We start from the raw sequence: 23,070 nt of genomic DNA, 5'->3' as shown, positions 1-23,070 counted from the left end.
GGCTCAGCCTCCCTTGGACCAGAACACGGCTTGGGTCTGCTGATAGGCGCGCATGCCCTGAAACCCCTTTTCGCGGCCCAGACCGCTGGCCTTGTGTCCGTCAAACGGCGTCGAAATGGACAGTTGTTTGTAGGTGTTGATCCACACCGTGCCCGCCTGCAAGCGGTCGGCCACATACCATGCGCGCTCCAGGTTCGAGGTCCAGATGCCCGAGGCCAGACCGAATTCGCTGTCATTGGCCTGCGCCAGAAGGTCGTCTTCGTCGGCAAAGGGCAGGATGACACCCACCGGGCCGAACACCTCCTGCTGGCAGATGTCGGCCTCGTTGCCAACGCCGGTCAGCAGCGTGGGGGGATAGTAGAAACCCCCCTGCAATTCGGGCGCGTCGGGGATCGTGCCGCCGGTCAGCAGCGTGGCACCGGCCTGCACGGCGCGGGTCACATGACCATGCACCGCGTCACGGTGGGCTGCGTGAATGAGCGGGCCAATCTCGACACCATCGGCCTCGGGGCGGCCGACTTTCATCGACTGCGCCTTGGCCACCAGCCGTTCGCAGAACGCGTCGAAGAGGGATGCCTCCACAAAAATCCGCGACCCCGCGACACAGCTTTCACCGGCGCCTGAGAAAATGCCCCCTGCGACACCGGCCACCGCGCGGTCCAGATCGGCATCGGCAAAGACGATGTTGGGGGATTTGCCCCCCAGTTCCAGCACCAGCGGCTTGAGCTGCGCACCGGCGGCGGCGGCGATATGGCGACCACCGACCGTGCCGCCGGTGAAGCTGATCATGTCGATGCCGGGATGTGTGACCATGGATTTGCCCAGTTCCAGATCGCCCACCAGAACCGACAGGACGCCTGCCGGGAACCCGGCCTTTTCGGCCAGCCTTGCGTATTCCAGCCCCATCAGCGGGGTGACTTCCGAAGGCTTCAGGATCACTGCGTTGCCAGCCGCCAAAATGGGCGCCAGTTTCTGCGCCTCCAGCGTGGCCGGTGAATTCCACGGCGTGATCGCACCAACCACACCGACCGGCGCAAAGCGGCACAGGCTGTGATACTGGCCGCGGGGTGGGGTGACCGAGCCTTCGCCGGTTTCGCAGGCGGCGGCGTAGTAGCGAAAGGTATTGGCCGCGCTGGCGATCATGCCCCGGCATTCGGTCAGCGTCTTACCATTGTCGGACAGCTGAATACGGGCGAGCGTGTCGGCGTCGCCGTCGATCAAAGCCCCGAAGCGGTGCAGCAGGGCGGCGCGCTGATGCGGCATCAGATCGCGCCATTCGGGGTTTTCCATCGCGGCGCGCGCACCCGCGACGGCCTTGTCGAGATCCGCCGTTGCGGCCCCGGCGATTTCGGCCAGTTCACTGCCATCGGCCGGGTTGGTGCTGCGGACGGTCGGTCCGGAACCGCGGACCCAGTGGCCGGCAACGAAAATCTCGCGTTGGGTGGTCATCGCCTTCAGCCTTCTTTTTTCTGGGCATCGCGCATCAGCGCGGCCAGTCGGAAAAACCCGTGCATCATCTTGGAATAGGGCGTGAGTACGAAAAACGCCAATACCAATCCCAGGTGCAGCGCCAGCAGGACCGACAGCGCGGCTGTCGCGCCAAAGGCGTAGAGTGCGAGGCCCGAGGTGCTGACCAGATGCAGCAGCACGACGAACCCGACCTCGCCCCCCCAGTTTCGGGCATCCGTCAGGGTCTTGTTCGACTTCAGCTTGAGCCGCAGCAGCTCCAGCGTGCCGAGGCTGAGCAGGATGCCGCCCGGAATCCCGAAGAGCTTGGGCAGGCTGAACAGGCCATAAGGGGCGTGCATGTCAAAGCCGTAATGCAGGATTGTCCCTGATGCAGTTGCGGCAAAGCACAGCAGGAAGCCATACATCGTGGCCTGATGCGCATAGCGGCGCGCGTTTGAGAACCGGTCTTCGTCCTCGAAATTGCACCCCTCACCGTGACCGCCCGCGAGGTTCTTCATCTGCGCGGCAGAATGGAACGCGTCCACAATGTGACGCCAGCGCAGGCGCGTGCCGCCAATCGTTCGCCAGTAGCGGTGCAGGCTGATCGCGATCACGGCCAGCGGCGCAAGAAAGGCAGGTGCAAAGAGCGCAACCATCAGGTTATGCGACAGCACCGCGTAGAACCCTGTGCCGCCCTCTGGCGTGTAGTTCTGAATGAGCCAGAACAGCACGGCAACGCCAAGCGCGAGCGCAAGTGACACCGCAACGCCGCTGCGGTGAAAGAGGCGCGCAAAGGGCGCGGGAAAGGCGTGGTCCTGCCAACTTTCGTTGCGGACCTCGGCAAGAATTCTGGGCAGGTTCAGGTCAAACTCATGCGGCGCGGTGTACTGGCAGGCGTGATAACAGCCCTGACAGTTGTGGCACAGGTTCGCCAGCTGAGTGATGTCCCCGTCGGGAAACACCCGTTCGCGGTTGATGGCCGGAAACACCGAACAGAAGCCTTCGCAGTATCGGCAGGCGTTGCAGATGTCGATCTGGCGGCGAGCCTCTGAGATTGTATCAAGCGACATAAGATGCGGCCTCCCGCCCTGCGATACGTCCGAACACAGTTCCGATGGTCATGCCGAACCCCGCCAGATAGCCTTGGCCGAGGATGCTGCCGGCCATGGTTTCGCCTGCGGCCCAGAGATTTTCCATTAGCGCGCCTTCAGTGGTCTGAACCTGCGCTGTGTCGTCCACCTTTAGCCCCAGATAGGTAAAGGTCACACCGGGCCGCAGGCTGTAGCCGTAAAACGGTGGTTTGGTGATCGGCCGCGCCCAATTGGTTTTGACGGGCTCGATGCCCTTTGTGGCCAGACCGTCCAGCTCGAACGGTTCGAACGGGCCGTCCTGGCAGGCCGCGTTGAATTGGTCAATCGTGGCACGCAATCGCTCCGGCGGCAGGCCCAGCTGTTCGGCCAAATCCTCGATCGTATCGGCTTTGACCGGCGGAAAGACGGACGGCATGAACAGCTCCAGCGACTTGGCGTCGATGATGGAATACCCCACCTGGTCGGGTTGTGCGGCCACCAGCCGCCCCCAGATCGCATAGCGCTTGGGCCAGACATCCTCGCCTTCATTGTAAAACCGTTCGGCGTTCTTGTTGACGACCACCGAAAACGGCACGCAGTCCAGACGGGTGACGATGCCGCCGTCAAACTTGGGCGCGCGCCCGTCGATGGCGACGGCGTGACACTGGGTGGGGTCACCAACGGATTCGCACCCCTGATCGAGGAGGTCCTTGAGAACCACGCCGCGATTATAGGGGGTGCCCCGGATCAGGAAGTTCCTGGCCGCTGGCCCCCAGGCCCGGGCCAGCCAATCGACATCGCCCTGAAACCCGCCAGAGGCCACGATCACGGCCTGCGGCGTCAGCATCTGTTCGGTCCCATCGTGGATGAAATGCACCGAAGCGATACGGTTTCCATCCCGCTCGAGATGCGTGACCTGCGCGTCATAGAGCACCTCGACCCCCAGCGCCTGTGCGGTGCGGTAATAGGCATTGACCAGCGCCTTGCCACCCCCGAGGAAAAACGCATTGGTCCGGCTCAGGCTGAGCGTACCCGAAAGGGATGGCTGAAACCGCACGCCATGCTCTTCCATCCAGGGCTGGCTTTCCTCCGAGCCGCGAATGGCGATGCGGGCGAGGTGCTCATCGGTCTTGCCTTTGGTCACCTTGAGAAGGTCGTCGAAATACTCTTCTTCCAGGTAGTCGCCAGTCAGCACCGAGAGCGGGCCGCGATGCATGCAGCGAAAGTTGCGGGTGTGGCGCGAATTTCCGCCGCGATAGGGTTTGGGCGCGCCTTCAAGGATCAGAACCTTGGCCCCGGCCTTGGCGGCGGTGATCGAGGCACAAAGCGCGGCGTTCCCGCCTCCGACAACAACGATATCGTACTGCGATGTCTCGGGCATGGCGCGGGCCCCTTTGGCTGCCTGGCGTGGAAACACAATGCTTATGACAGAGGACAGGGGAATTGATAAATGAAATTATGTTCAGTATTATTCCATAATGCGCATCAATTACGACTTCACCGATATTGAGGCCTTTCTGGAAGTGTCCGAAACTGGCTCCTTTCAGCGGGCGGCGCATCACCTCAACATGTCTCAGCCCACGCTGACACGGCGCATCCGCAAGCTGGAACAGGCCATCGGCACGGAGCTCTTTGAGCGCACGACGCGCTCGGTGCGGATCACCTTGGCCGGGCGGGCGTTTCTGGACCGGGCCCGCACGATCCTGGACGAGGCCCGGGCCGCGCAGCTTGCCTTGCAGGACAGCTCGGACGCGGGCCACGCACAACGCAACGCGGTGATCACGCTGGCCACCATCCCCTCGGCCACGCACAACATCCTGCCCCATGCGATCCGATCCTATCGCGAGGCCGGGCATGACACGCGGTTCCGTATCCTTGAAAGCCTGGCGGGGGAAACGCTGGATCTGGTGCGTGATGGGGATGTGGATTTCGGCATCGGTTTTGGCGGGCTGGATGATCCGGTGTTGCAGTTCCAGTCGCTGCAATCGGACCGGTTTGTGCTGGCGCTGCACCGCGATCACCCGCTTTGCGCCCGCGATCAGGTCGACTGGCAGGACTTGGCCGGGCATGAGCTGATCGTGCCGTGGAAGGGGACGGGCAACCGAATGCTAATCGACAATGCCCTCGCGGAAACCGGCCAAAGCCTTGGCTGGTATCTGGAAATCCGCAACTCGTCGACAAGTCTCAACATGGTGCGGTTTGGTCTGGGTGTCGCGGTCTTGCCGCAATCGACCTTGCCCACGGAACAGAACGCCCCGGTCGATTTCCGCGAGCTTGTATCGCCCAGCATCACCCGGCGGATCGGCATCATCACGCGACGGACGAGCCGACCGGGCAGGGCAGTGCAGGCCTTTCTGGCTAATCTTCTGGGGGAGGTGGACCCACCTGATTGATCGCCACCCCCGGCAAAGGGTCCGCCGTACGCCGTGATCAGGTCACGAACCGGCACTGCGACGCAGGGCTGCGCGTATCCATGTTCTTGCCCCGGTTCAGGTGGTCGTCGATCTCCGCGACAGACCCGATGATCCTGCCAAATAGAAAGGCGTTGAAAGCGGCGCGCTCGATGGCGTCCTTGCTCATCACCCCGCTACGCTGTTTGTCCCAGATGGCATCCAGCAGAAGGCACGCAATGACCGCATCTACATTTACACAGAACACATTGCGCGTCGCACCGCAGTCATGCAGGGCCTGCACGACCTCTTTGTAGAATTCCAGCAAGACATTGTGCTGACCATGTTCGGCAAGCAGGTCCGAGATGTATTCTTCGCGCGGGTCGACATTGACGGCGGCGCCACGAAACACCGGGTGGTTGATCCCCGGCAGGGCCCGCGCGCGCTGCCCCTTTGACTTGCGCTCGGTTTTTTCCGCCTTGTAGGTCTCGGCGAAGGCGCGCGCCATGGCCCTGATGTCGAGGCCATGCGCGCTGTCACGCACAGAGGTAAGGTCCGTGCCAGCGAACTGTTCGAGCAGGAACTCGACACATTCAAAGCCGTTGCCGCCATGCGAATATCCCGCATGGGTCAGGAAACCGATCATGGCCTTGTTCAACTGAACCCGTTCCGGAATTTCCGGGCCGTCCGCCGACACGGCCCCTTTGGCCCCCTGCGCCGAGATGGTACCGGGACCGTTCGACAGAACGATACCTGTCATGATCTGACTGGTCCGCACCTGGTCGGGGTCCGGCACATCACCGGTCAGCGCGAGGTGGAACATCTCACTGACGCTCAGGCGCGACATGAGATCGTCGCGGGTGTTCTCATTCACCTCGATGCCCGAACTGGCCAGTGCCGCCCGTGTTGCCGTGCCGAGGATCATCAGCATCCAGGGGAAATTATGCAGCGATTGCAGTGATATCCGCTTGCTCGACAGGGTGTCGCGGCCAAGGTCCAGACATAAGGCCGCGATGATGCCCTCTTCGGTCAAGGATTGGCCCGACGCCTGCAACAGCGCGACATGCGGGCTGTGGATGGCGCGGGTCGTCATCGCCTTGAGCAAACGGGAGGCCGCGTCCGACATCGTGTCCGCGAAAAGCGCCTGCGTCCCTGCAAGGTCGCCCGGCTCCGAGGGGCGACCCTCGCGCAGGGCGCGCATGGCGACTTGGGACAGCTCCTCGATCGCGGTCCGGCTATGCTTGACCGTTGCCGGCCCGATCAGGGCAAGTGCGGCCGCCAGAACGGTGTTGGGCGTGTTGCCCGCCGCATGCGCCATCCGGGCCACATCACCCGCCTGCGCCGCCGCCGCGCTTGTGGCCGCGTGGGTGACAAGAAGGTCGACGATCTTTTCTTGATTGGCGTCGGGTTGCGTCTTGGTCAGCACCAAGCCGATATTGCTGGCCACCGAATTGCGCGACAGGTTCAGAACGGTTTCGCCGTAAACGCTCGTCACTTGCGTTTTGGGGTCCATCTTGGTCGCGCCGGACGCGTCCTTCATGCTTTGGCGCACGAATGTGGCGCCGACATGATGTCGCAGGTGGTCGATTTGGCTGGCATAGGGTTCAATCGCACGGATGATCGGCAGGTCCAGCTCCGGCGGCAAATCCAGCCCCTGATTGTTGCCAAACCAGGCCTTCAGCTCAAGACCGCCGCGCGGTGCAAAATCCGGCCCGGTCCCGTTCGCTTTCATCACCGCATTCAGCGCCATGTGCACATGCGACAGGTTGGTCACAACTGCGCCACGCTTGGAGATAACCGGGTTTTCGGGGGTGAAATTCTCCGAAACGCCAAGTGTTTCACGCAACCAGGCTTCTTTCGCCTCGGCATCGTCGCCTGATCCGGCCAAGGCCCCCGCATGGCCCACCGCCCGCGTCAGGTTCGACTTCCACTTGCCCACAACGCAGGCCACGACCGGCTTGTCAAAGCGCAGTCCCTTTTCGTAATAGCCGCCCGGCTCGGCATAGATCACCGCCGCCTTGGAGCGTGGATCGGCGTTGAACCCTTGGGCAAACTCCTGGGGACCGTATTGGATGTAGAGGTCCTTGCCGCTGGAAATCAGCGTGGTCGTGCCCCAGCCCGCCATCGACAGATAGGTGGCGATGGTGTTGGTGAAGTTGCCCGAGTTCGAGTAGATGGCAATCGAGCCCTTGATCAGCACCTCTTCGGGCGCATCGCCCCCGAGGGCCCCGCCAATCCGGACCTGGTTCCAGCTGTCGGCGACGCCAAGGCAGTTGGCCCCGAACACATCGACATTGCGCGCATGACAGATCGCCCGGATTTCGCGCGCGGCGCGGACCGGCACTTTTTCCGTCAGGATGATCACCTTCTTGAGGTCGGGATTGATCCGCACCAATTCGGCCACACCGTCGCGCACGGCATTGGGCGGCAGGTAAACCACGCCGGTGTCGAAGCTGAGCCCCGCCGCCATGGCCGAGCGCACATTGTCAAAGACCGGGATATCCCCCGCCGGTGTTTCAAGCACCATGCCCTGCCGTCCGGGTGAGGTGCCAAACACGATGTTGCCGCCGGAATAGGCATGGCTGACCGGGGTGACAATGCGGGATTCGTTGCCCACGATGTTGAGAACACAGACCCGGTCATCGCGGGTTGCGATCTGTTCCAGTGAGTGGATGCCGCTATGGTTGATAAGGTCGTTGAAGGCCGGTTGCGTCATTGTCCGTTCGCTCCCGCTTTGATCGTTTCGGGGACGGCGGCGAGGCCCATGTTCTGCGTGATCTGAGCCTTGCCACCCGATTTCATCCATTGATCGACGATCTGCGCATAGGTCACCACCTCGGTGATCGCACTGTCGAACCCGAAAAACCGGTATGGCAGTCCAAGCGCGTCCAGCGTTTCGCTGAGCGCACCCATACCCTGGATCAGGTTCGGCCCGCCGCGCCCGACAACCACGTAAATCGGCTTGGCCCCGTATTTCGAGAAATTCTCGCGCAGCGCGTCGGCAAGGGCGCGGAAGGTGACGAAGATATCGGTATTGTTGGCCCGCCCGCCGATGATCAGCAGAACATTGGTCTGCTCCAGCCAGTGCCGATAGGTGATCTCGGCGATTTTGAACATCTTTTCATAGGGCGGGTTGCCGCCGAAATCCGACGAAATAATCCCGTCCTGTCCGAGGCCTTCGCTGACCGCAGAATTCGCGCCACCGCCAAAGGTCGGGGCAAGGATCGTCCCCTTGTCGTTGAGCACCAGAACGTCGCTTTGCCCCTGATAGGTGCGCAGGGTGTTGATCTCTTCCTCGAATTCTGTGGCGTCCTCGGCAAAGATGTGGTTCGGCAGGCGCAGGCGCGTCCACCGATCATCGTCCCGGTCAAACCCGCATTTGAAATCACACGCCACCGGCTTATAGCGCCCGTTGGGCTGCATCTGCATCCGAACGGGGTTCAGCTCGAGCGTGGTCATGCCGAAATCGTTGTAGAGCTCCCAGAGCTTCGGCAGCGCCTGGATGAGCGGAGACCTGAGCGGGCGAGGGGCATCGAGCGCGTCAAGCGCGTTGGCCACAATATACGCCTTCATGCCCGTGATCGGATCGAACGGTATCTCGATGATCCTGGTGCTGTCGACCTCTTCTATGTTGATCCCGCCATCAATGCTGATGGTCAGCACTGGCGCGCGATGAATGGTCGAGTCGGATATGGACACATAGATTTCGTAGTCGGCCGGAACAGCGGCCTCATAGGTCACGCCATTGGCCTTGACCTCCTGGTTTCGGAACACGTGCCTGGCGAAATAGAGCCGTTCCTTTTCGGCCATGGCTTCGCGCAGGCTCGACACCCGTGCCACCAGCCCAGCGGCACCTTTCTTTCCCACCGCCCCGCGGAAAATCGGTTTTACGAAGACCGAGCCGTGTTTTTCGATCAGAGCCGAAAGGTCGGCATCGCTACACCCCGGGCCAAGCATTTCCGGCGTTGGAAACTGGACAAGGTCTAAGAGGGGTTTGCCGTGCAACAGGCCGGTTAGCTGCATTGTTCTGTCTCCGAACGCATCGCGACTATGTAATTATGCAACTGCATAACACTAACGGAATTGCTACCTTGAAAGTGAGCCTCTGCGCAAGAAATATTAATGCTCCGGGTGTGTAAGGCTTGTTTCGCGTCTGCGTTAAAACCGCATTGAAAATCGGTCGGGGCTAGATGATACGATCCGCACGGCTTACCAAGCGATGCGTGAGCAGATGCATGAAAGACAACACGAATACCTGCGAATAGCGGCCTATTGCTTTTCGATCGCAAGGATCGCCATTAGCTACCACTTGAAAGGGCTATGATGGCAAACCCCGCATTGCCGGTTCTGTGCGTCGGGGCCTTCCGACCTCAGACACGGATACAGAATGTGCTGTCGAAAACCTAGATGTTAGCAGTGTCCTCTTGTGTTACCGTTGGTAGGCTAATGGACCTGTCCCGCTTTCGTGCCGCCCCAAGTGCTCGTTTAAGCCACCTTCCATTCGAGCTCGGCCCGGTCCTGTCATTCAACGGCTGTCACAATCCATCTAACAGTAGTCTGAAATCGGCTGTTCGTGCCGGGTGCTGCGCATTGCGGACATCATCATACAGTGTCTTCCTACGAACATCAGTCATAAAGCCCATCATCTTGACTAGGACAATCTGATCCTCGCATCCAACACGGACTCGCCGCTCATAATCAGGCGCGACTTCTGATGCTTATGGCTGCAAAAGCTTTCGAATGTTCGCGTCAAGTTGGCGCTGAAACCCGGGGTCGTTTCCGGGGTTTGCCGCACAGTGACCCCAGGGGGAGGCGTATGGTTGAAACTCAGCATTCACTATGTAGCGCGCCTCAATTTCATTATCTTCGGGCGGGAAATAAAGGTCTTGGGTGCAGGGCATCAGGATGGCGCGGGCCTTGATCGCGCCGAGCGCTTCCTGAATGTCGCCCTGATAGAGCGGCCCCGCCGAAATGTCACCGGCCTGCCATGTGGCCAGTTTAGCCAACAGGTTATTGGCATCCCAGCCTTCTACATGATCGGCTTCCCAATCCTGCAAAAGCTCTTCGACCGTGTCAAAGCCGAGTTGCCGGTACAGCCCTTCGCGGTAAAATGTTTGCGAAAAGGCCCAGCCTGCATACACACGGCCAAACGCCTTGAGGCCGGCGACAGGTGGGGATGTGTAATCACCCCTGTTCCACGTCTGATCCGCACATAGCGCAGCTTTCACACCTTCTAGGAAGACGATGTTGTGTGGCGACGTCTTGGCAGATGCGCAGAACGGAAGAATTGCATCGACCATATCGGGGTATTGTGCCGCCCATTGATAGGCTTGGCATCCAGCCATGGACCACCCGGCAACAAGTGCGATCTTATCAATCCCAAGATGGTCATGTATCAGCCTGTGTTGACAGGCAATGTTGTCCCAAAGCTGAACAAGGGGGAAACGTGGTCCGTCCTGTGGCGCGTCGCTGTTGCTGGGGGACGACGAAAACCCGTTGCCCATCAGGTTGGGGCAGATGATGAAGTGTTTTGCAGGATCAATCGCGCGGCCCGCACCGAAAAACCCTTCGCAGCGCAGATGCGTACCGGTGTAAAACGAGGGCAGAACGATGACATTGTCCTTGGCAACAGACAGCGTTCCGTGTGTTTTATAGGCCAGTTTTGCGTTGTTCAGGGTTTCACCCGACAACAATTTGACCTGCCCCAATTCAAGAATCTCATAATCCTGCATTTTTTGCACCGTTTTTCTGGGTGGACATCTTCTTAGTAATCATCTTGATCCGGCTTTGCCTCGTTACGCATGAGCGACATGATTTCACGCTCACACGCGGCGTAGCCGTCCAGCGCGATCAGGTCTTCTTTGCTTTCGATCTCTTTGCCTGCCTTGAAATCAAGGTTGAGAATGGTTTTCAACCGTCCCGGGTGCGCCGAAAGAAACACGATGCGATCGGCCAGGAAAATAGCTTCCTGAATGTCATGTGTGACCAACAGGATTGTCGTGTGGGTGGTCCGAACGATTTCCAGCAGCATTTCCTGCATGTGCCAGCGCGTTTCGGCATCAAGGGCGCCATAGGGTTCATCCATCAGAACGATTTGCGGGACATTGGCGAGGGTCCGCGCGATGGCCACGCGTTGTTTCATACCGCCTGACAGGTTTTTTGGATAGGCATCACTGAACTTTGTCAGATGGACAAGGTCGATGAACTCGCGGGCCCGTTTCTTTCGTTCGGCCTGAGGGACACCGTTCAGCTTCATGCCGTATTCGACATTCTGCGTGACTGTCAGCCATGGGAAGGACGTGTAGCTTTGAAAGACCATGCCGCGTTCGCGCGCCGGGCCCAAGATCGGATGGTCCTCCAGCCACAACTGGCCAGTCGTCGGCATTTCGAGACCGGCCACGATATTCAGAAGCGTGGACTTGCCACAGCCCGAGGGGCCCAGAAGCACACAGACTTCGTTCTTAGCCACGGAAAAGGACACGTCACGCAAGGCTTCAATCTGACCGCTTCGGGTGTTGAATGTCTTTCCGACATTATTGACAGTCAGTATCGGGTTGTCCTGCACGGCGTGTCCTATCCGAGATCTTCTGGTTGATCAGCCGCGATAGCCGCTATCGTACAGCTCTTTGTGGAGGCTGCAGTCAATACCGGTTTCGGGCGCTTTGATTTCTTCGATGAACCCGAACTTCACCCACCATTCGCTGACCAAGTTCCAATGATCGCTCATCTGGCCATTGGTCTGATTGAACGGCGGATTGCCCGGGGCTGAGCCGCAGAATTGCGCGGCCTCCACAAAGTCATAGACATAAAGGCCGCCATCAAGGCTCGTGCCGTCCTTGCCCAGCACAAGCTCGACATCGTCAAGGCTCATTCCCATGCCCTTGGCGATGATCTGATTGCCCTCGGCCGGGTTCTGTTTCCACCACGAGATCGCGTCATACATCGCCTTCATGGTTTTCAGGCCCACATCGCGGCGATCAGTGGTCAGCGAGTTACTCATGTAATGGCCATCGGCCACCACCGCGTTCTCAAGCCAAAAGGTCTCATCGGATTGCGACAGGATACTGGACCCTTCAAGCGCCTTGAGCGTGTTGCTGCCGTAAGGTTCCCAGAACTCCGAGGCAGCAACGCCACCGCCGATCATCGCCGCAAAAGCATCGTCCGCGATGATATTGCGATAGGTGACGGAGTCGAACGCCTCGCCGTTTTGTTCAAGCCACATGGCAACGTAGATCTGAGCCAGTCCGCCTTCCAGAACGGCGACTTCCTTGCCGACCAGGTCAGCGGCTGTTTTGATGCCTGGCCCGGCCACGATCTTGTCAGTGCCATTCGAAAGATTGCCAAAAGCCACCAGTTTCACAGGTAGACCGCGCTCCACGCCAACAGGTGTGAATTCGGCCGTCGAGGACACCACGTCCAGTTGTCCGGCGGCAACAAGATTGAAGCTTTCGTAAGGGTCTTCGATGGTCTGATAATTGATGTTCAGATCGGGGGCGAGATCCTTCTCGATCGCGATATGCCAGAACCCGTATCCCGGCCAGGTAAAACCGGCGATATTGACGTCATCCGCCGCCTGGGCCATTCCGGCCAACCCGACAAACGCTGTGGCAAAGCTTGCGTATTTTATCGCATTCATTTTCATTGTCTTTCCTCCTGCTGGAACCCGTAGGTTTGAAGTTTGATGTGTGTTTCCAATCCCTCCGTGCGCGATCAGTTGTGTTCTTCGAGATAGTGAAATGCTTTGCGGTGCAGAAGCCGGAGCAGGAAATCAAACATCAACCCCAGTAGGCCAATGACCAGAATTCCCGCCATAATCTGATCGACATGCAGAAACCGTTTGGCCCGCATCATCATTGCACCGATACCGGCGTCGGCCGCGGTGATTTCGGCGATCACAAGATAGGTCCAGCTGACCGCCAGCATCTGCCGCATGGCAATGACGATATTCGGCAACGCCGCAGGAACCACGACACTTCTCAGGACCTGCATCCTGCTGCCGCCCAAAGTGACCGAGGTGCGGATCAGATCGGCCGGAACGGCCTTGGTGTGGTCCGAAATCAACGTGATCAGGAACCAGATCACGCCGATAAAGAGAAGCGCGAGTTTCTGAGCGTCCCCGGCACCGAACCACATCAGCAGCAGCGGGATGAAGGACGGTGCGGGCAGGTAGCGCCATGCCGAAACAAAGGGGCTGAAGAACGCCTCGACCGTCCGGAACGACCCGATCAGGATGCCAAGCGGTATGGCCAGAAGACAGGCCAAGAAAAAGCTGAGCATCACGCGCCAGACGCTGACCAGCACATCCTGCAAAAACCCCTGTTCTGCAAAGAGCGTGTAAAGCGCGCTCAGAACCTTCCCGGGGCCGGGCAGCAGGATCTCGGGCATCCAGCGCAGCCAGACGGCAAATTCCCAGAGCCCGAAAAACAGAACCCAGACCAGAAGCCCGAGGACGAGCCGCCAGGACATGGGGATTTCCGATTTGAATTCGAAAAACCGTTGCCTGCGGGGGCGCGATGCCCCCGCGGCGTTTTTTTTATGTGCAGCCGAAGTGCTCATTCACGTGCGAGATCAGTAGAGACGCAGGTACTCCTGCACCTCCCAATCCGTTACAGCCTGGTGATAGCGTTCCCACTCGTCATTTTTGTACTCGATATACGAATGGCGCATCACCGGCCCCATCACGTGCTCGGCCATGTCGTCGGACCGCAACGCCTGAATCGCAGCCCACAAGGTCCGGGGCAGGCGGCGGATGCCCAGCTCGGTCAGTTCGTCCTCGGTCTTTGCATAGAGGTCGAAGTCAGTCGGCTTGCCCGGGTCGATCTTGTTCTTGATCCCGTGCAGGGCGCAGGACAGGTGCATCGCCATCGCGAGATAGACGTTCATCGTCATGTCGCAGGCCCGGTTTTCCAGGCAATGACGGCTTTGCGGCAGGCGGAACTGGGCCGAGCGGTTGTTGAAACCGTAGGTGATGTTGGTCGGCGCCCAGGTCACTGTGCCACCTTCGAAACCACCCACACGCGGCACCAGGCCGTTATAGGAATTCACGGTGGGGCAGGTGATCGCGGTGATCGCCTCGGCGTGCTGCATCAGGCCGCCAACGGCCCAGCGGCTTTCGTCCGACCAGTCGCCATCCGGGGTCTCGAAGATGTTTTCGCCGGGGCGGCTTTCGTGTTGCATCGAGAGGTTGATATGCGCCCCCGAACGCCAGTCGCCCACAGTGGGTTTCGGCATGAAGGTCACGAACATGCCGTGTTTCTTTGCCACCTCTTTCAGAACGATCCGCAGGAAGGCGAGCCGGTCTGACATTTCCAGAACATTCGTATAATGGAAATCCAGCTCGAACTGGGAATAGGCACCCTCGGCCACCACATCGTGCAGGTTCCAGCCCAGATCTTCGATGATGTCGATCATGTCCTTGAGGAAGGGCATGGAATCGACCGAATACTCGACGTCATAGCCAAAAGCCTGACGGCGCGGTTTGACGGCTTTGCCAAGGTCATCGTCAAACGCTTTCACGGGCGCGCCGTTCTCGTCGTATTTCATGACGATGAATTCCGGCTCGACCCCGGCATAGCCGGTATAGCCCTCATCCGCCGCTTCCTTCATCGCGCGTTTCAGCGCCTGCCGCGGGCAGACATTGTAGGGCGCGTCTTCCCAGTAGAGGTCCGAGAAGATGATCGCGAGGCTGTTGTCCCACGGGCAAACATACACCGCATCGAGATCGGGCACGACGACCTGATCGCTGTCGGCGGGCGAAAGCTCGGGCACGAAAGAGATGGAGTGCACGGCAAATTGCGGCCCCTTGCCAAGGCAGAGCGGTTCAAAATCGCTCATCGGGACAGGTTTGGTTTTCGGGATGCCGTGCAGGTCAATCCACGCCGCCATGACGTATTTGACGCCGGTCTCTTCGAGGTATTTCCTGACCTCGGGGATGCGGGGGCGGTTGCGTTCAACCGCTTCCTGGAAGGTCTCGTAGTAGATCTTCGATTTCGCGTTGTCTTTGGCCATGCGTTTTTCCTCTTGTTGGAAGGCTGCCTGTTTTTTGGCGACATGCTGGCAGCACTTGGTTGTTGCGGTTTTCCGGGGCTCTCGCCCCCTCCCAGAAAAAAGGGCGTTGAACTCAACGAGTGAAGTTCAACGCCCAGTCTCGGGAGTATTTGAATTCTGCCTGGTATGGGCGTGTCAGGATGGATGCCCTGGATCTGGGACAGCTTCGCGCACACGCTTCGGAAACGGATAACGAACGTGGTTTTGTAATGGTCATGTTGTCCCTCTCCCTACGATACAAACGAAGCCGCAAAACGCGCGTCACTGCGTTTTGGAAATTGCGAATATCGTATCATTATGTGTTTTATAGTGCTTTTCAATTACTATTATCAAAACTATCCGCAATTCTGCGCACATATTTCGCAACTCTTTGGAGTAATTCGCATTTCTTCGAGGCATAATTCTGTTTCAGGAATTTTTCGCGTTCCGGAACGAAACAGGGCGGCATATAATTTGCGGAACGACGGTCGCTCATGGCGAACAACCACCAGCTCAATACGGCAGTTGCCACTCTTCAGGGCGTTAGCTTCAAACTGTTTGGGATGCTTACAGGAGTCCAGTAATTTGACAGGTCTGGACCTCTTGAAGGCAATTAAGCTATACGTAAAAAGAAACCGAATACCGCACACGGATCGGCAAAACCAAAAGTAAATAGGGGCTGACAATTGCGGAAAACAACAACATCAACGCGCACATATGAAGGTATTCGGTCCAAAGATGACGGATTGAACCAGGAGATTATCAAGCTTCTCGAAGTCGATGGCCGAATGGCATTCAAGGAAATCGCGCAGCAGCTGGGTGTTTCAGAAGGTACCATCAGGAATCGTGTGAGCGGTCTTCGCGCAAACAATCAATTGCGTATCGTTGCAATGGCGGACCCGGCCGCAGCCGAATACACAACCGACGCAATGATAGGGTTGAAGGTTGCCTCAGGCGTGACACCAAGACAGGTGGCCGAGCGACTTGGTGCGGACCCGCATGTTGTCTTCATCCTTTGGGTCGCGGGCCAGTATGATCTGATTATAGAGATTGTCAGCAACAATAACGAAGCGTTGAAGGATTTCCTTGAAAACGAGATCCATGCGTATGACGACATCTCGGATGCAGACGTGATGCTTGGCATTGTCAATTTCAAAAACCAGTTCCTTTTGAAACGGAACAAGAGCAAACCTGACCACCATTGACCGGCGCGCCAAAGCGTACAATGCCCAGCAAAACAGACAGTAGCTAGGGCCGTAGCATCTCTGACAACACCCCAACCTGTTGCAGTTTGTCCAGATCAGCCACCGCCGTAAGGATGGCACCGGTTTTGTCAGTGTCGAAACACGTCAAGACGCAATCGGCAAATTTGGCATCCAACTGATCGGGCGACAAAGGCAGTCTGGGGTCGCCTACCACAATTGCAGACTCCGACGTCAAGCGCGCGCCTGTCGTTGTCGTGACGCCGACACCTTCGGGCGGTTGCGTCGCCGATACGCCAGGGGACGCGCCTGTGGAGAATGTTTTGAACGACACCTTGTCATAGAGCGCTCTGACCTCAGGCCGCGCAACGGCATCCGGCGTGTAATCGGCCAGCGATACGCGGTCCTGAAGCATCGCGACGGATATTCCATACTGCATCGAAAACCGGGCTTCGGCAGGTGTGTCCGGGGCGGTGTATTTGATGCTTTCTGCATAGGCATGCGGGACATTAGCAACGACGCTTTCGATCATGTCCGCCGTCAAACCATGCTGGTCCTTCAATTCAAAGAAGCAGTCCAAAGCGCGGTGCAGGCAGGCGCAGTTTGGGAAGCGTTTGATGATCAACCCGAACTCTTCGATGGCGAGCGGATTGCCCAGCTTTGGAATGCCGGTTGGGAAATCCGGGGCGTCTGAACCGGCATAGAGGCTGACAAACCCAAGCGGGCCGTCAAGGGCGTCTTTGTGGCCGGAAAGGCCAGCCCGTGCCAACGTGGCGGCCGTCACCCCGTTTTGTGCAGCTATCCCGGCGTGAAGCGGTTTTGCGTCCGTGCCAAACTGAACTTTCATTCCCGCTGAATAGCTGGCCGCGATGCTCAGGGCCGCCAGCATTTCACCTGCGTCAGCGCCATATAATCTGGCGCAGGCCGCGGCGGCACCGAAAATACCCAGCGTTGCGGTGGTGTGCCAGCCCTTGTTGTAGTGGGCCATATTGACCGCTTCGCCGATGCGAATGATCACCTCAAGACCAATGATATAGGCGTCCAGCGCCTCTGCGCCGCTGCTTCCGATCTCTTCTGCAAAGGCAAGAATAGCCGGAACCAGCACGGCACTTGCATGGGCCTGAGACGCTTCGTCGTAGTCATCGAAATCAAAGCTGTGCGCGGATGCGCCGTTGATCAGGGCCGCCACCGGAGAGGGCATACCCCTTGCCTCACCGATGGCTGTTGACGGACCTGACCCCCAGTTTTGCGCAGCGGCGCGTAGACCACAGACCACCGGGCTTTGCGCGCCAAGAACAATGCACCCGATCGTATCTTTGAAGGCTAGATTTGCACGGACACGTGCAACGCTCGATGTCGAGGCATCCGCCGTTGCACACCATCCAGAAAGTGTTTCCAAGGCTGTCATGTCAGTTTGGCCTTATCATTGGCGTCTGCTTCTGCTCGAAAACAAACTGAGCCCACCGAAGTGGGCTCAGTCCCATCTATTGGGTCGATAGTTTAGCTGTCAATCCAGACCTGATCCATCCACTCACCGGCACCAAGCGCGCCGACCGCGACGCTGGTTGTACCTTTAACCTTGGATGCCTTCGCATCAATGAAGTTGAAGTGATGCGGAATGATCAGCGAGCTGGTGTCATGCACGATGGTCTGCATTTCACAGTGCAATTCGTGACGCAAACCGTCATCCTGAACCACCTGTGATTCAGCCAGAAGCGCATCAAAGTGCTCGTTCTTGAACACGGACTCGTTCCAGGACGCATCACTCTTGTAAAGAGCGGACATCATGATGCCTGCGGTCGGACGCATATTCCAACCCGTGACAAAACCGGGGCGGTTCATCCAGATATTGCCCCAATACCCGTCCGCCGGAACCCGTTTGACTTCCAGGTTGAACCCGATCTTCTGGGCTTCGCGTTGCAGCAGCAAACAGGTGTCGGTGATGCCGGGGTCCAGCTCGGTCACTTCGATTGTTGCACCGGACAGGCCGGATTTTTCAAAGTGATGCTTGGCCTGATCTGCATCAAACTCCCGCTGGGCAAGCTCGGAGCAATGGTCCGCTCCATAAGCTGGACCAATCGGATGGTCGTTGGCGACACTCGCATATCCTTGCATGATCGATTCCACGATGCGTGGACGGTTTGCCAACAGCTTCATACCCATGATGAAGTCCGGGTTATTGCCGGGTTCGCGATCTGCCATGAAAGTGATGCCGGAGAAGGAACCGGTATTCGTTTCCCACAGATCCACGCCATCTGCACTCTGGACTTGCGCGGCTGCTTTCGGATCCAGCGCGCCGATCATATCGACATCACCAGCGAGCAGTGCGTTCATCCGCGCCACGCCATCGGTAATGCCGAATGTCTCGATTTCGTCGAGGTAGACTTCACCGCCGAAGTAATCTTCGTTGCGAACGCCAAGGCTGCGAATGCCGGGCTGGAATTCGGTGACCTTGAACGGTCCGGTACCTGCCGGCATGTTGAAATAGTCGCCTGCCGCACCGTCCTTGACGATCTTGAAGTGGAACGTTGCCAAGATGACCGGAAGGTCAGCATTTGGTGTGGCCAGAACCGCTTTGACCGTGTGGTTGTCGACCTTTTTCCATTCTGCAACATTGGATACGAGCGATGCCATTTTGGACACGCTGCCTTCGCCGAGGTGACGGTTCATCGAGTAAACGGCATCATCAGCGGTAAAGGGTGATCCGTCGTGGAATTTGACGTCCTTGCGCAGTTTGAATGTCCATTCCAGCCCATCGGCGCTGACGCTCCATTCCTCTGCTAGGTCAGGGCGCAATGACATATCCGGATTGAACCGGGTCAGGGCATTGTAGTAGGCGCGCCCTCGAATGTAGTCCAGCGAACTGCTGAACAAAGGTGGATCAAGCGTGTCCTGAGGACCGGTCGAGTTCCAGGCAAGGCGCAAACGGCCGCCCTTCTTAGGTGTTTCAGCAAATGCAGGTGTTGCCGAGCCGACAAGCGCGGATGCGCCGGCAACGGTCAGACCCATTGCTGTTAAACCCTGAAGGAAATGCCGCCGGGACAGACGTCCCGTTTCGTAGCCCTCTCTCATCCGGCGAATTTCATGTTGGTCGGGTCTGTTGGATTTCATTTTGTTGGTCTCCCGTTGGTTTTTCTGTTGGTGTTGGTTGAAAGTACTGAACTTCTAGTGTCGGTAGTCTGGTTCCGTGGTGTCGAGCGTTTGCACGAGTGCCTCGAAGCGATCATCCCAAACCGGGCTCAGGGCATACTCGCGGCCCATCTCGGCAACATCTTCGGGCACTTGGGTCAGCCGTCGCTGCCCGGCGGCCATGGCGATCATCTGGTACATGCAGGCGCGTTCGAAGAGATAGAGATTGTGCCAGGCCTGTCCGACTGTTGCGCCGCCGACCATGACACCGTGCCCGCGCATGACCAGAATGCGTTTGTCGCCGAGCGCATCGGCCATACGCTGGCCTTCGCTTTCGTCTCTGAGGGGGCCGTCGTAGAGATCAAAATAGGCGACGTTCTGATAGAAATGGATTGCAGCCTGGCTGGCACGTTCGTCAAACGTCAGATCCGCGCACATACCCAGCGCGGTGGCGTAAGGTGTGTGCAGATGCATCAGGCATTTTAGGTCTGGGCGCGCCTGGTGGATTGGATAGTGGATGATCCATGCCGCCTTGTTGGGTGCAATCGGCCCGGAAATCTGCGTGTTCTGAGCCCCCAGGACCGCCAGATTGCTGGCGCAGACCTTGCTGAAATGGGTATCGCCGGGTGTTAGGAAAATCTGGTCAGGATGGTGGTCGAGCGTCAGGCTGAAGTGGTTCCATGTCCCTTCATGGTAGCTTTCGCGCACTGTCAGCCGGTGAGCCGCCGCGAGCCTGAACCGTTGGTCCTTTCCACTGTCCATGATTTCGCTCTCCCAACTCCTTAGTCGGCGTGCTTTCGGCTTTACGCGGTAAGTTACGATATGCCCAAAAAGCCCCCAGATAAGTTTTATATTATGCATGAGCATGCGCGATTATCAACTATTTCTTCGAAATTCGTACTTTTGATTGTATTTAGCGCAAGAGTCGTCAAACTGTAGAAATTCGTCGCCACACGTCGCTTTTTGCGTTTGAGTGGATGGGGAACGTGAAATGAAAGACACCTATGCGACGTGGTCGCCACAACTAAGGTCTGCTCGATGCGAAAAATGAACGTTGGGGAAGCGGTTGTTAAGCTGCTCGAAATGTACGGGGTCAAGGCTGCATTCGGAATTCCGGGCACGCATACCCTTGAATATTATAGGGGATTGGTTGGCAGTTCGATGCAGCATGTGCTGCCGCGCCATGAACAGGGGTGTTCGTTCGCCGCCGACGGATACGCCCGGGCATCTGGCGAGGTCGGTGTTTGTTTTCTGATTGCCGGTTGCGGATTGCTCAATGCATCAACCGGAATCGCCGCGGCCTATAATGATTCGATTCCAATGCTGGTCATGTCGTCGGTGACCAATCGCCCGGCCCTGAACAAGGCGTGGGGCGAAGGACACGAGCTGCGTAAACAAACCCAAGTCATGGAATGCTACACGGCGTTCAGCGCCACCGCAATTCTTCCGGAGGATGTGCCCCATCTGATCGCCAAGGCGTTCGCAGTGTTTGACGGTCCGCGCCCGCGCCCGGTGCATATCGAAATCCCGACAGATGTTCTGTTGATGGATGTCGAGCAGGAGACATTTGACAGAGAGTGGTCAGTGCGCCGCCGCCCCACGCTGCCATGGCCCAATGCGGGTGAAATCGCAGAAGCGGCTCGTTTGCTGGAAAGCGCCGAGCGCCCGGTCATTTGTGTCGGCGGCGGCGCGCGCGGCGCTGTCGCCGAAGTGAACGAGCTGGTCGCCAAGACCGGCGCTTTGGTCACGCATTCCGCAAAGGGAATGGGTATTTGCCCGGCCTCCCACCCGCAGACCATTGGGTCAGTCAGCCTGGAATGCGCACGCAATGAAATGGAAGCGGCGGATGTCTTGCTGGTGATCGGCTCCGAATTGGCGGTGGTCGATCGGCTCTATGCCCCTCTGACGCCCCGCGGCAAGATGATCCGGATCGATGTCGATCCGATCAAATTTACTGATCAGTACAGCGCCGAGGTCGCAATCAATGGCGATGCCGCAAAGGCGGTTCGCGATCTGTGCGCCGAGATCAGCCAGCCGGTCGGCGCGGATAAGTTGGCCGCCGCAATTACCAGGGCTGACAAGGTGCGGGCAGAGACTGTGGATGTCATGCGTCCCATCGAGCAAAAATATGACCGGATCCTGAAAACCGCGCAGTCGGCTTTGCCGTCTACTACGGTCTACTATGGAGATATGTGCCAGTTCAGCTATGCGGCGCTTTATATCGGTCAGTTTGAAAAACCAAACTATCACTATCCTGCCGGTCTGGGCTGTCTCGGTTTTGCTTTGCCTGCTGCGATTGGCGGCAAGATCAACCATCCTGACGATCCGGTCGTTGTTCTGATCGGGGATTCCGGGTTTCAATATACAGTGCAGGAACTGGCGACCTGTATTGATGAAGACCTGCCGCTTATTGTTCTGGTCGCGAACAATTTTGAGCTGTCTGCAATCCGCGAAGGATTTGATACAAGAGGGATCGAATACATGGCGCTCACGCCGACGCCTCCTGATCATGCCAAACTGGCTGAGTCGTTTGGCTGGCAGTATGCTGGCCCGTCGGATCACAAAAGTCTGACAGCTGCGATCGAACAGGCCGTTGCGTCCGGGGCGCCGACCATCATCGAAATTGTGGAAGCGGATGACTACTGATGCTTTTTGAAACTCAACCAGCGGTCTCGCTGGCTGAGTTTTTCCGCGAACGGAAAAAGACCAATGATCAAGACCCGACCTCATATTGAAAAAATGGCAGGCTACGCGCTGGCCGATCTTCAATTGCCGGATGGTATTAACCCGGCTCCGCTGGCGCAGAATGAAAGCTGCTTTCCGCCAAGCCCGAAGGCGATAGATGCCGCGGCGCAGGCGATGACCTGTGCACAGTTTTATCCTGATCCAGGACAAACCGACCTGCGCCAGTCAATTGCATCGGTGCACGGTCTGAACATAGACAATATCGTGTGTGGCGCCGGCTCGATGGAGCTTATTTCGGCACTGACACGGTGCTATGCGGGGCCGGGTCTGCGCGTGTTGACCACTCAGTACGGCTATGCGTTCTTCAGAACGGCCTCGATCATGGCCGAGGCCGAAATAGACTTTGCACCCGAGGTTGATTTCACGGTTTCGGTTGATACTCTGCTGGCTGCTGTTCAACCGACGACCAACATCATTTTTGTTGCAAACCCCGGCAATCCCACGGGCACCGTCATTCCCAGAGGTGAACTTCTGCGGCTGAGGGACGGGCTGGATGAGAACGTCCTTTTGGTTATTGACGAAGCTTACGGCGAATTTAACGACAGCAACGAGGCACCGATGTTCGATCTGGTGGAGCGCGGCAACACGGTCGTTTTGCGGACTTTTTCCAAAGCCTATTCTTTGGCCGGAATGCGGATGGGGTGGGGATTGTTTCCGACGGAGATCGTCGAGCAGGTCACCAAGATTCTCTGCCTTGGCAGCGCGAGTGTCGCGAGTCTGGCCGCCGCGGCCGCGGCAATGCTGGATCAAGACTATATGAAATCCTGCTGCGCAGATGTTGCAAAACGCCGGGACAGCTTTGCTAAAGACTTGAGTAAGCTTGGGTTAACTGTACCGCAAAGCAAGACAAACTTCGTCCTCGTCGGGTTCCGCGATGAGGCCGAGGCGGTCCGGACCGAAACCCACCTGCGTCAAAGGGGTGTCCTGACGCGGGGCATGGGCGGCTATGGGCTGTCGCATTGCATCCGAATCACAATCGGCAGCGCGGAAGAGATGGACTTGACGGGCCAGCTGATCGGGGAGGCGCTTGGGCGGTTTTCCGAACTGGCGATATGAATT

The 23,070-nt window shown here is 58.1% G+C and carries 17 protein-coding genes and 1 pseudogene; 5 read left to right on the top strand and 13 right to left on the bottom strand.

Going from position 1 to position 23,070, the window contains the following annotated elements; genetic code table 11:
- Positions 1-3 precede the first annotated feature (3 nt).
- From V6N02_RS21640 to tcuA, 3 genes are read right to left on the bottom strand one after another with little or no spacing between them, the layout of a single operon-like run.
- Positions 4-1,449, bottom strand: coding sequence for an aldehyde dehydrogenase (locus V6N02_RS21640; protein WP_371229565.1), 1,446 nt, complete (start codon positions 1,447-1,449; stop codon positions 4-6).
- A 5-nt stretch (positions 1,450-1,454) separates the two neighbouring features.
- On the bottom strand, positions 1,455-2,519 hold the full coding sequence (gene tcuB / locus V6N02_RS21635) for a tricarballylate utilization 4Fe-4S protein TcuB (protein WP_371229561.1): 1,065 nt from the start codon (positions 2,517-2,519) through the stop codon (positions 1,455-1,457).
- A complete protein-coding gene (tcuA, locus tag V6N02_RS21630; RefSeq protein WP_371229558.1) occupies positions 2,509-3,900 on the bottom strand; it encodes an FAD-dependent tricarballylate dehydrogenase TcuA in 1,392 nt (463 codons plus the stop codon). The genes tcuB and tcuA overlap by 11 nt, the downstream gene beginning before the upstream one ends.
- A 97-nt stretch (positions 3,901-3,997) precedes the next feature.
- Here tcuA and V6N02_RS21625 point away from each other — a divergent pair, with 97 nt between their 5' ends.
- A complete protein-coding gene (locus V6N02_RS21625; protein ID WP_371229556.1) occupies positions 3,998-4,912 on the top strand; it encodes a LysR family transcriptional regulator in 915 nt (304 codons plus the stop codon).
- 37 nt (positions 4,913-4,949) lie between these two features.
- Here the strand turns inward: V6N02_RS21625 and V6N02_RS21620 are convergent, their stop codons facing one another.
- Together V6N02_RS21620 and V6N02_RS21615 are read right to left on the bottom strand one after the other, a co-directional pair.
- The gene (locus V6N02_RS21620; RefSeq protein WP_371229552.1) at positions 4,950-7,625 is read right to left on the bottom strand and encodes a hypothetical protein; all 2,676 of its coding nucleotides are present in this window, start codon (positions 7,623-7,625) and stop codon (positions 4,950-4,952) included.
- Positions 7,622-8,932 carry an ATP citrate lyase citrate-binding domain-containing protein gene (locus V6N02_RS21615; RefSeq protein ID WP_371229549.1) on the bottom strand — a complete coding sequence of 437 codons (1,311 nt, stop codon included), beginning with the start codon at positions 8,930-8,932 and terminating at the stop codon, positions 7,622-7,624. Before V6N02_RS21615 ends, V6N02_RS21620 begins: the two co-directional genes overlap by 4 nt.
- Positions 8,933-9,086: 154 nt before the next feature.
- Between V6N02_RS21615 and V6N02_RS21610 the strand changes: the two are divergent.
- A pseudogene (locus V6N02_RS21610) lies at positions 9,087-9,233 on the top strand (glutamate dehydrogenase); the annotation flags it as partial.
- Between the two features lie 394 nt (positions 9,234-9,627).
- Here the strand turns inward: V6N02_RS21610 and V6N02_RS21605 are convergent.
- The 5 genes from V6N02_RS21605 to V6N02_RS21585 all read right to left on the bottom strand — a co-directional run bounded on the left by V6N02_RS21605 (position 9,628) and on the right by V6N02_RS21585 (position 14,917).
- Positions 9,628-10,641 (bottom strand): alpha/beta fold hydrolase, encoded by a 1,014-nt coding sequence (locus V6N02_RS21605; protein WP_371229547.1) that lies wholly within the window; start codon positions 10,639-10,641, stop codon positions 9,628-9,630.
- A gap of 32 nt (positions 10,642-10,673) precedes the next feature.
- Entirely contained in the window at positions 10,674-11,474 is an 801-nt protein-coding gene (locus V6N02_RS21600; protein WP_371229545.1) for an ABC transporter ATP-binding protein, read from the bottom strand.
- Positions 11,475-11,504: 30 nt separating this feature from the next.
- Positions 11,505-12,551 carry an ABC transporter substrate-binding protein gene (locus tag V6N02_RS21595; RefSeq protein WP_371229542.1) on the bottom strand — a complete coding sequence of 349 codons (1,047 nt, stop codon included), beginning with the start codon at positions 12,549-12,551 and terminating at the stop codon, positions 11,505-11,507.
- 68 nt (positions 12,552-12,619) lie between these two features.
- Entirely contained in the window at positions 12,620-13,375 is a 756-nt protein-coding gene (locus V6N02_RS21590) for an ABC transporter permease (protein ID WP_371229539.1), read from the bottom strand.
- 102 nt (positions 13,376-13,477) lie between these two features.
- Positions 13,478-14,917 (bottom strand): glutamine synthetase family protein, encoded by a 1,440-nt coding sequence (locus V6N02_RS21585; RefSeq protein WP_371229536.1) that lies wholly within the window; start codon positions 14,915-14,917, stop codon positions 13,478-13,480.
- Positions 14,918-15,681: 764 nt separating this feature from the next.
- Between V6N02_RS21585 and V6N02_RS21580 the strand changes: the two genes are divergently transcribed.
- On the top strand, positions 15,682-16,140 hold the full coding sequence (locus V6N02_RS21580; RefSeq protein WP_371229533.1) for an Lrp/AsnC family transcriptional regulator: 459 nt from the start codon (positions 15,682-15,684) through the stop codon (positions 16,138-16,140).
- A 43-nt stretch (positions 16,141-16,183) separates the two neighbouring features.
- Here the strand turns inward: V6N02_RS21580 and V6N02_RS21575 are convergent, their stop codons facing one another.
- The 3 genes from V6N02_RS21575 to V6N02_RS21565 form a co-directional block, all read right to left on the bottom strand.
- On the bottom strand, positions 16,184-17,545 hold the full coding sequence (locus tag V6N02_RS21575) for an MmgE/PrpD family protein (protein WP_371229530.1): 1,362 nt from the start codon (positions 17,543-17,545) through the stop codon (positions 16,184-16,186).
- A 92-nt stretch (positions 17,546-17,637) separates the two neighbouring features.
- Positions 17,638-19,248 carry an ABC transporter substrate-binding protein gene (locus tag V6N02_RS21570; RefSeq protein WP_371229527.1) on the bottom strand — a complete coding sequence of 537 codons (1,611 nt, stop codon included), beginning with the start codon at positions 19,246-19,248 and terminating at the stop codon, positions 17,638-17,640.
- 54 nt (positions 19,249-19,302) lie between these two features.
- Positions 19,303-20,028, bottom strand: a complete 726-nt coding sequence (locus tag V6N02_RS21565; protein ID WP_371229524.1) for a class II aldolase/adducin family protein — start codon at positions 20,026-20,028, stop codon at positions 19,303-19,305.
- A 285-nt stretch (positions 20,029-20,313) separates the two neighbouring features.
- Here V6N02_RS21565 and V6N02_RS21560 point away from each other — a divergent pair, with 285 nt between their 5' ends.
- Positions 20,314-21,912, top strand: coding sequence for a 5-guanidino-2-oxopentanoate decarboxylase (locus tag V6N02_RS21560; protein ID WP_371229521.1), 1,599 nt, complete (start codon positions 20,314-20,316; stop codon positions 21,910-21,912).
- 93 nt (positions 21,913-22,005) lie between these two features.
- Positions 22,006-23,067, top strand: coding sequence for a pyridoxal phosphate-dependent aminotransferase (locus V6N02_RS21555; RefSeq protein ID WP_371229518.1), 1,062 nt, complete (start codon positions 22,006-22,008; stop codon positions 23,065-23,067).
- Positions 23,068-23,070: the final 3 nt, after the last annotated feature.

It is taken from the genome of Roseovarius conchicola, assembly GCF_041403425.1.
GTDB lineage: Bacteria > Pseudomonadota > Alphaproteobacteria > Rhodobacterales > Rhodobacteraceae > Roseovarius > Roseovarius conchicola.
The sequence above is the reverse complement of the archived record's forward strand: the minus strand, read 5'-3'. Positions and strand labels throughout refer to the sequence as shown.

Coding starts and splice junctions, on each gene's coding strand:
- V6N02_RS21640 (WP_371229565.1), bottom strand. CDS start 1,449: ATGACCACCCAACGCGAGATTTTCGTTGCCGGCCACTGGGTCCGCGGT.
- tcuB (WP_371229561.1), bottom strand. CDS start 2,519: ATGTCGCTTGATACAATCTCAGAGGCTCGCCGCCAGATCGACATCTGC.
- tcuA (WP_371229558.1), bottom strand. CDS start 3,900: ATGCCCGAGACATCGCAGTACGATATCGTTGTTGTCGGAGGCGGGAAC.
- V6N02_RS21625 (WP_371229556.1), top strand. CDS start 3,998: ATGCGCATCAATTACGACTTCACCGATATTGAGGCCTTTCTGGAAGTG.
- V6N02_RS21620 (WP_371229552.1), bottom strand. CDS start 7,625: ATGACGCAACCGGCCTTCAACGACCTTATCAACCATAGCGGCATCCAC.
- V6N02_RS21615 (WP_371229549.1), bottom strand. CDS start 8,932: ATGCAGCTAACCGGCCTGTTGCACGGCAAACCCCTCTTAGACCTTGTC.
- V6N02_RS21605 (WP_371229547.1), bottom strand. CDS start 10,641: ATGCAGGATTATGAGATTCTTGAATTGGGGCAGGTCAAATTGTTGTCG.
- V6N02_RS21595 (WP_371229542.1), bottom strand. CDS start 12,551: ATGAAAATGAATGCGATAAAATACGCAAGCTTTGCCACAGCGTTTGTC.
- V6N02_RS21590 (WP_371229539.1), bottom strand. CDS start 13,375: ATGTCCTGGCGGCTCGTCCTCGGGCTTCTGGTCTGGGTTCTGTTTTTC.
- V6N02_RS21585 (WP_371229536.1), bottom strand. CDS start 14,917: ATGGCCAAAGACAACGCGAAATCGAAGATCTACTACGAGACCTTCCAG.
- V6N02_RS21575 (WP_371229530.1), bottom strand. CDS start 17,545: ATGACAGCCTTGGAAACACTTTCTGGATGGTGTGCAACGGCGGATGCC.
- V6N02_RS21570 (WP_371229527.1), bottom strand. CDS start 19,248: ATGAAATCCAACAGACCCGACCAACATGAAATTCGCCGGATGAGAGAG.
- V6N02_RS21565 (WP_371229524.1), bottom strand. CDS start 20,028: ATGGACAGTGGAAAGGACCAACGGTTCAGGCTCGCGGCGGCTCACCGG.
- V6N02_RS21560 (WP_371229521.1), top strand. CDS start 20,314: ATGAACGTTGGGGAAGCGGTTGTTAAGCTGCTCGAAATGTACGGGGTC.
- V6N02_RS21555 (WP_371229518.1), top strand. CDS start 22,006: ATGGCAGGCTACGCGCTGGCCGATCTTCAATTGCCGGATGGTATTAAC.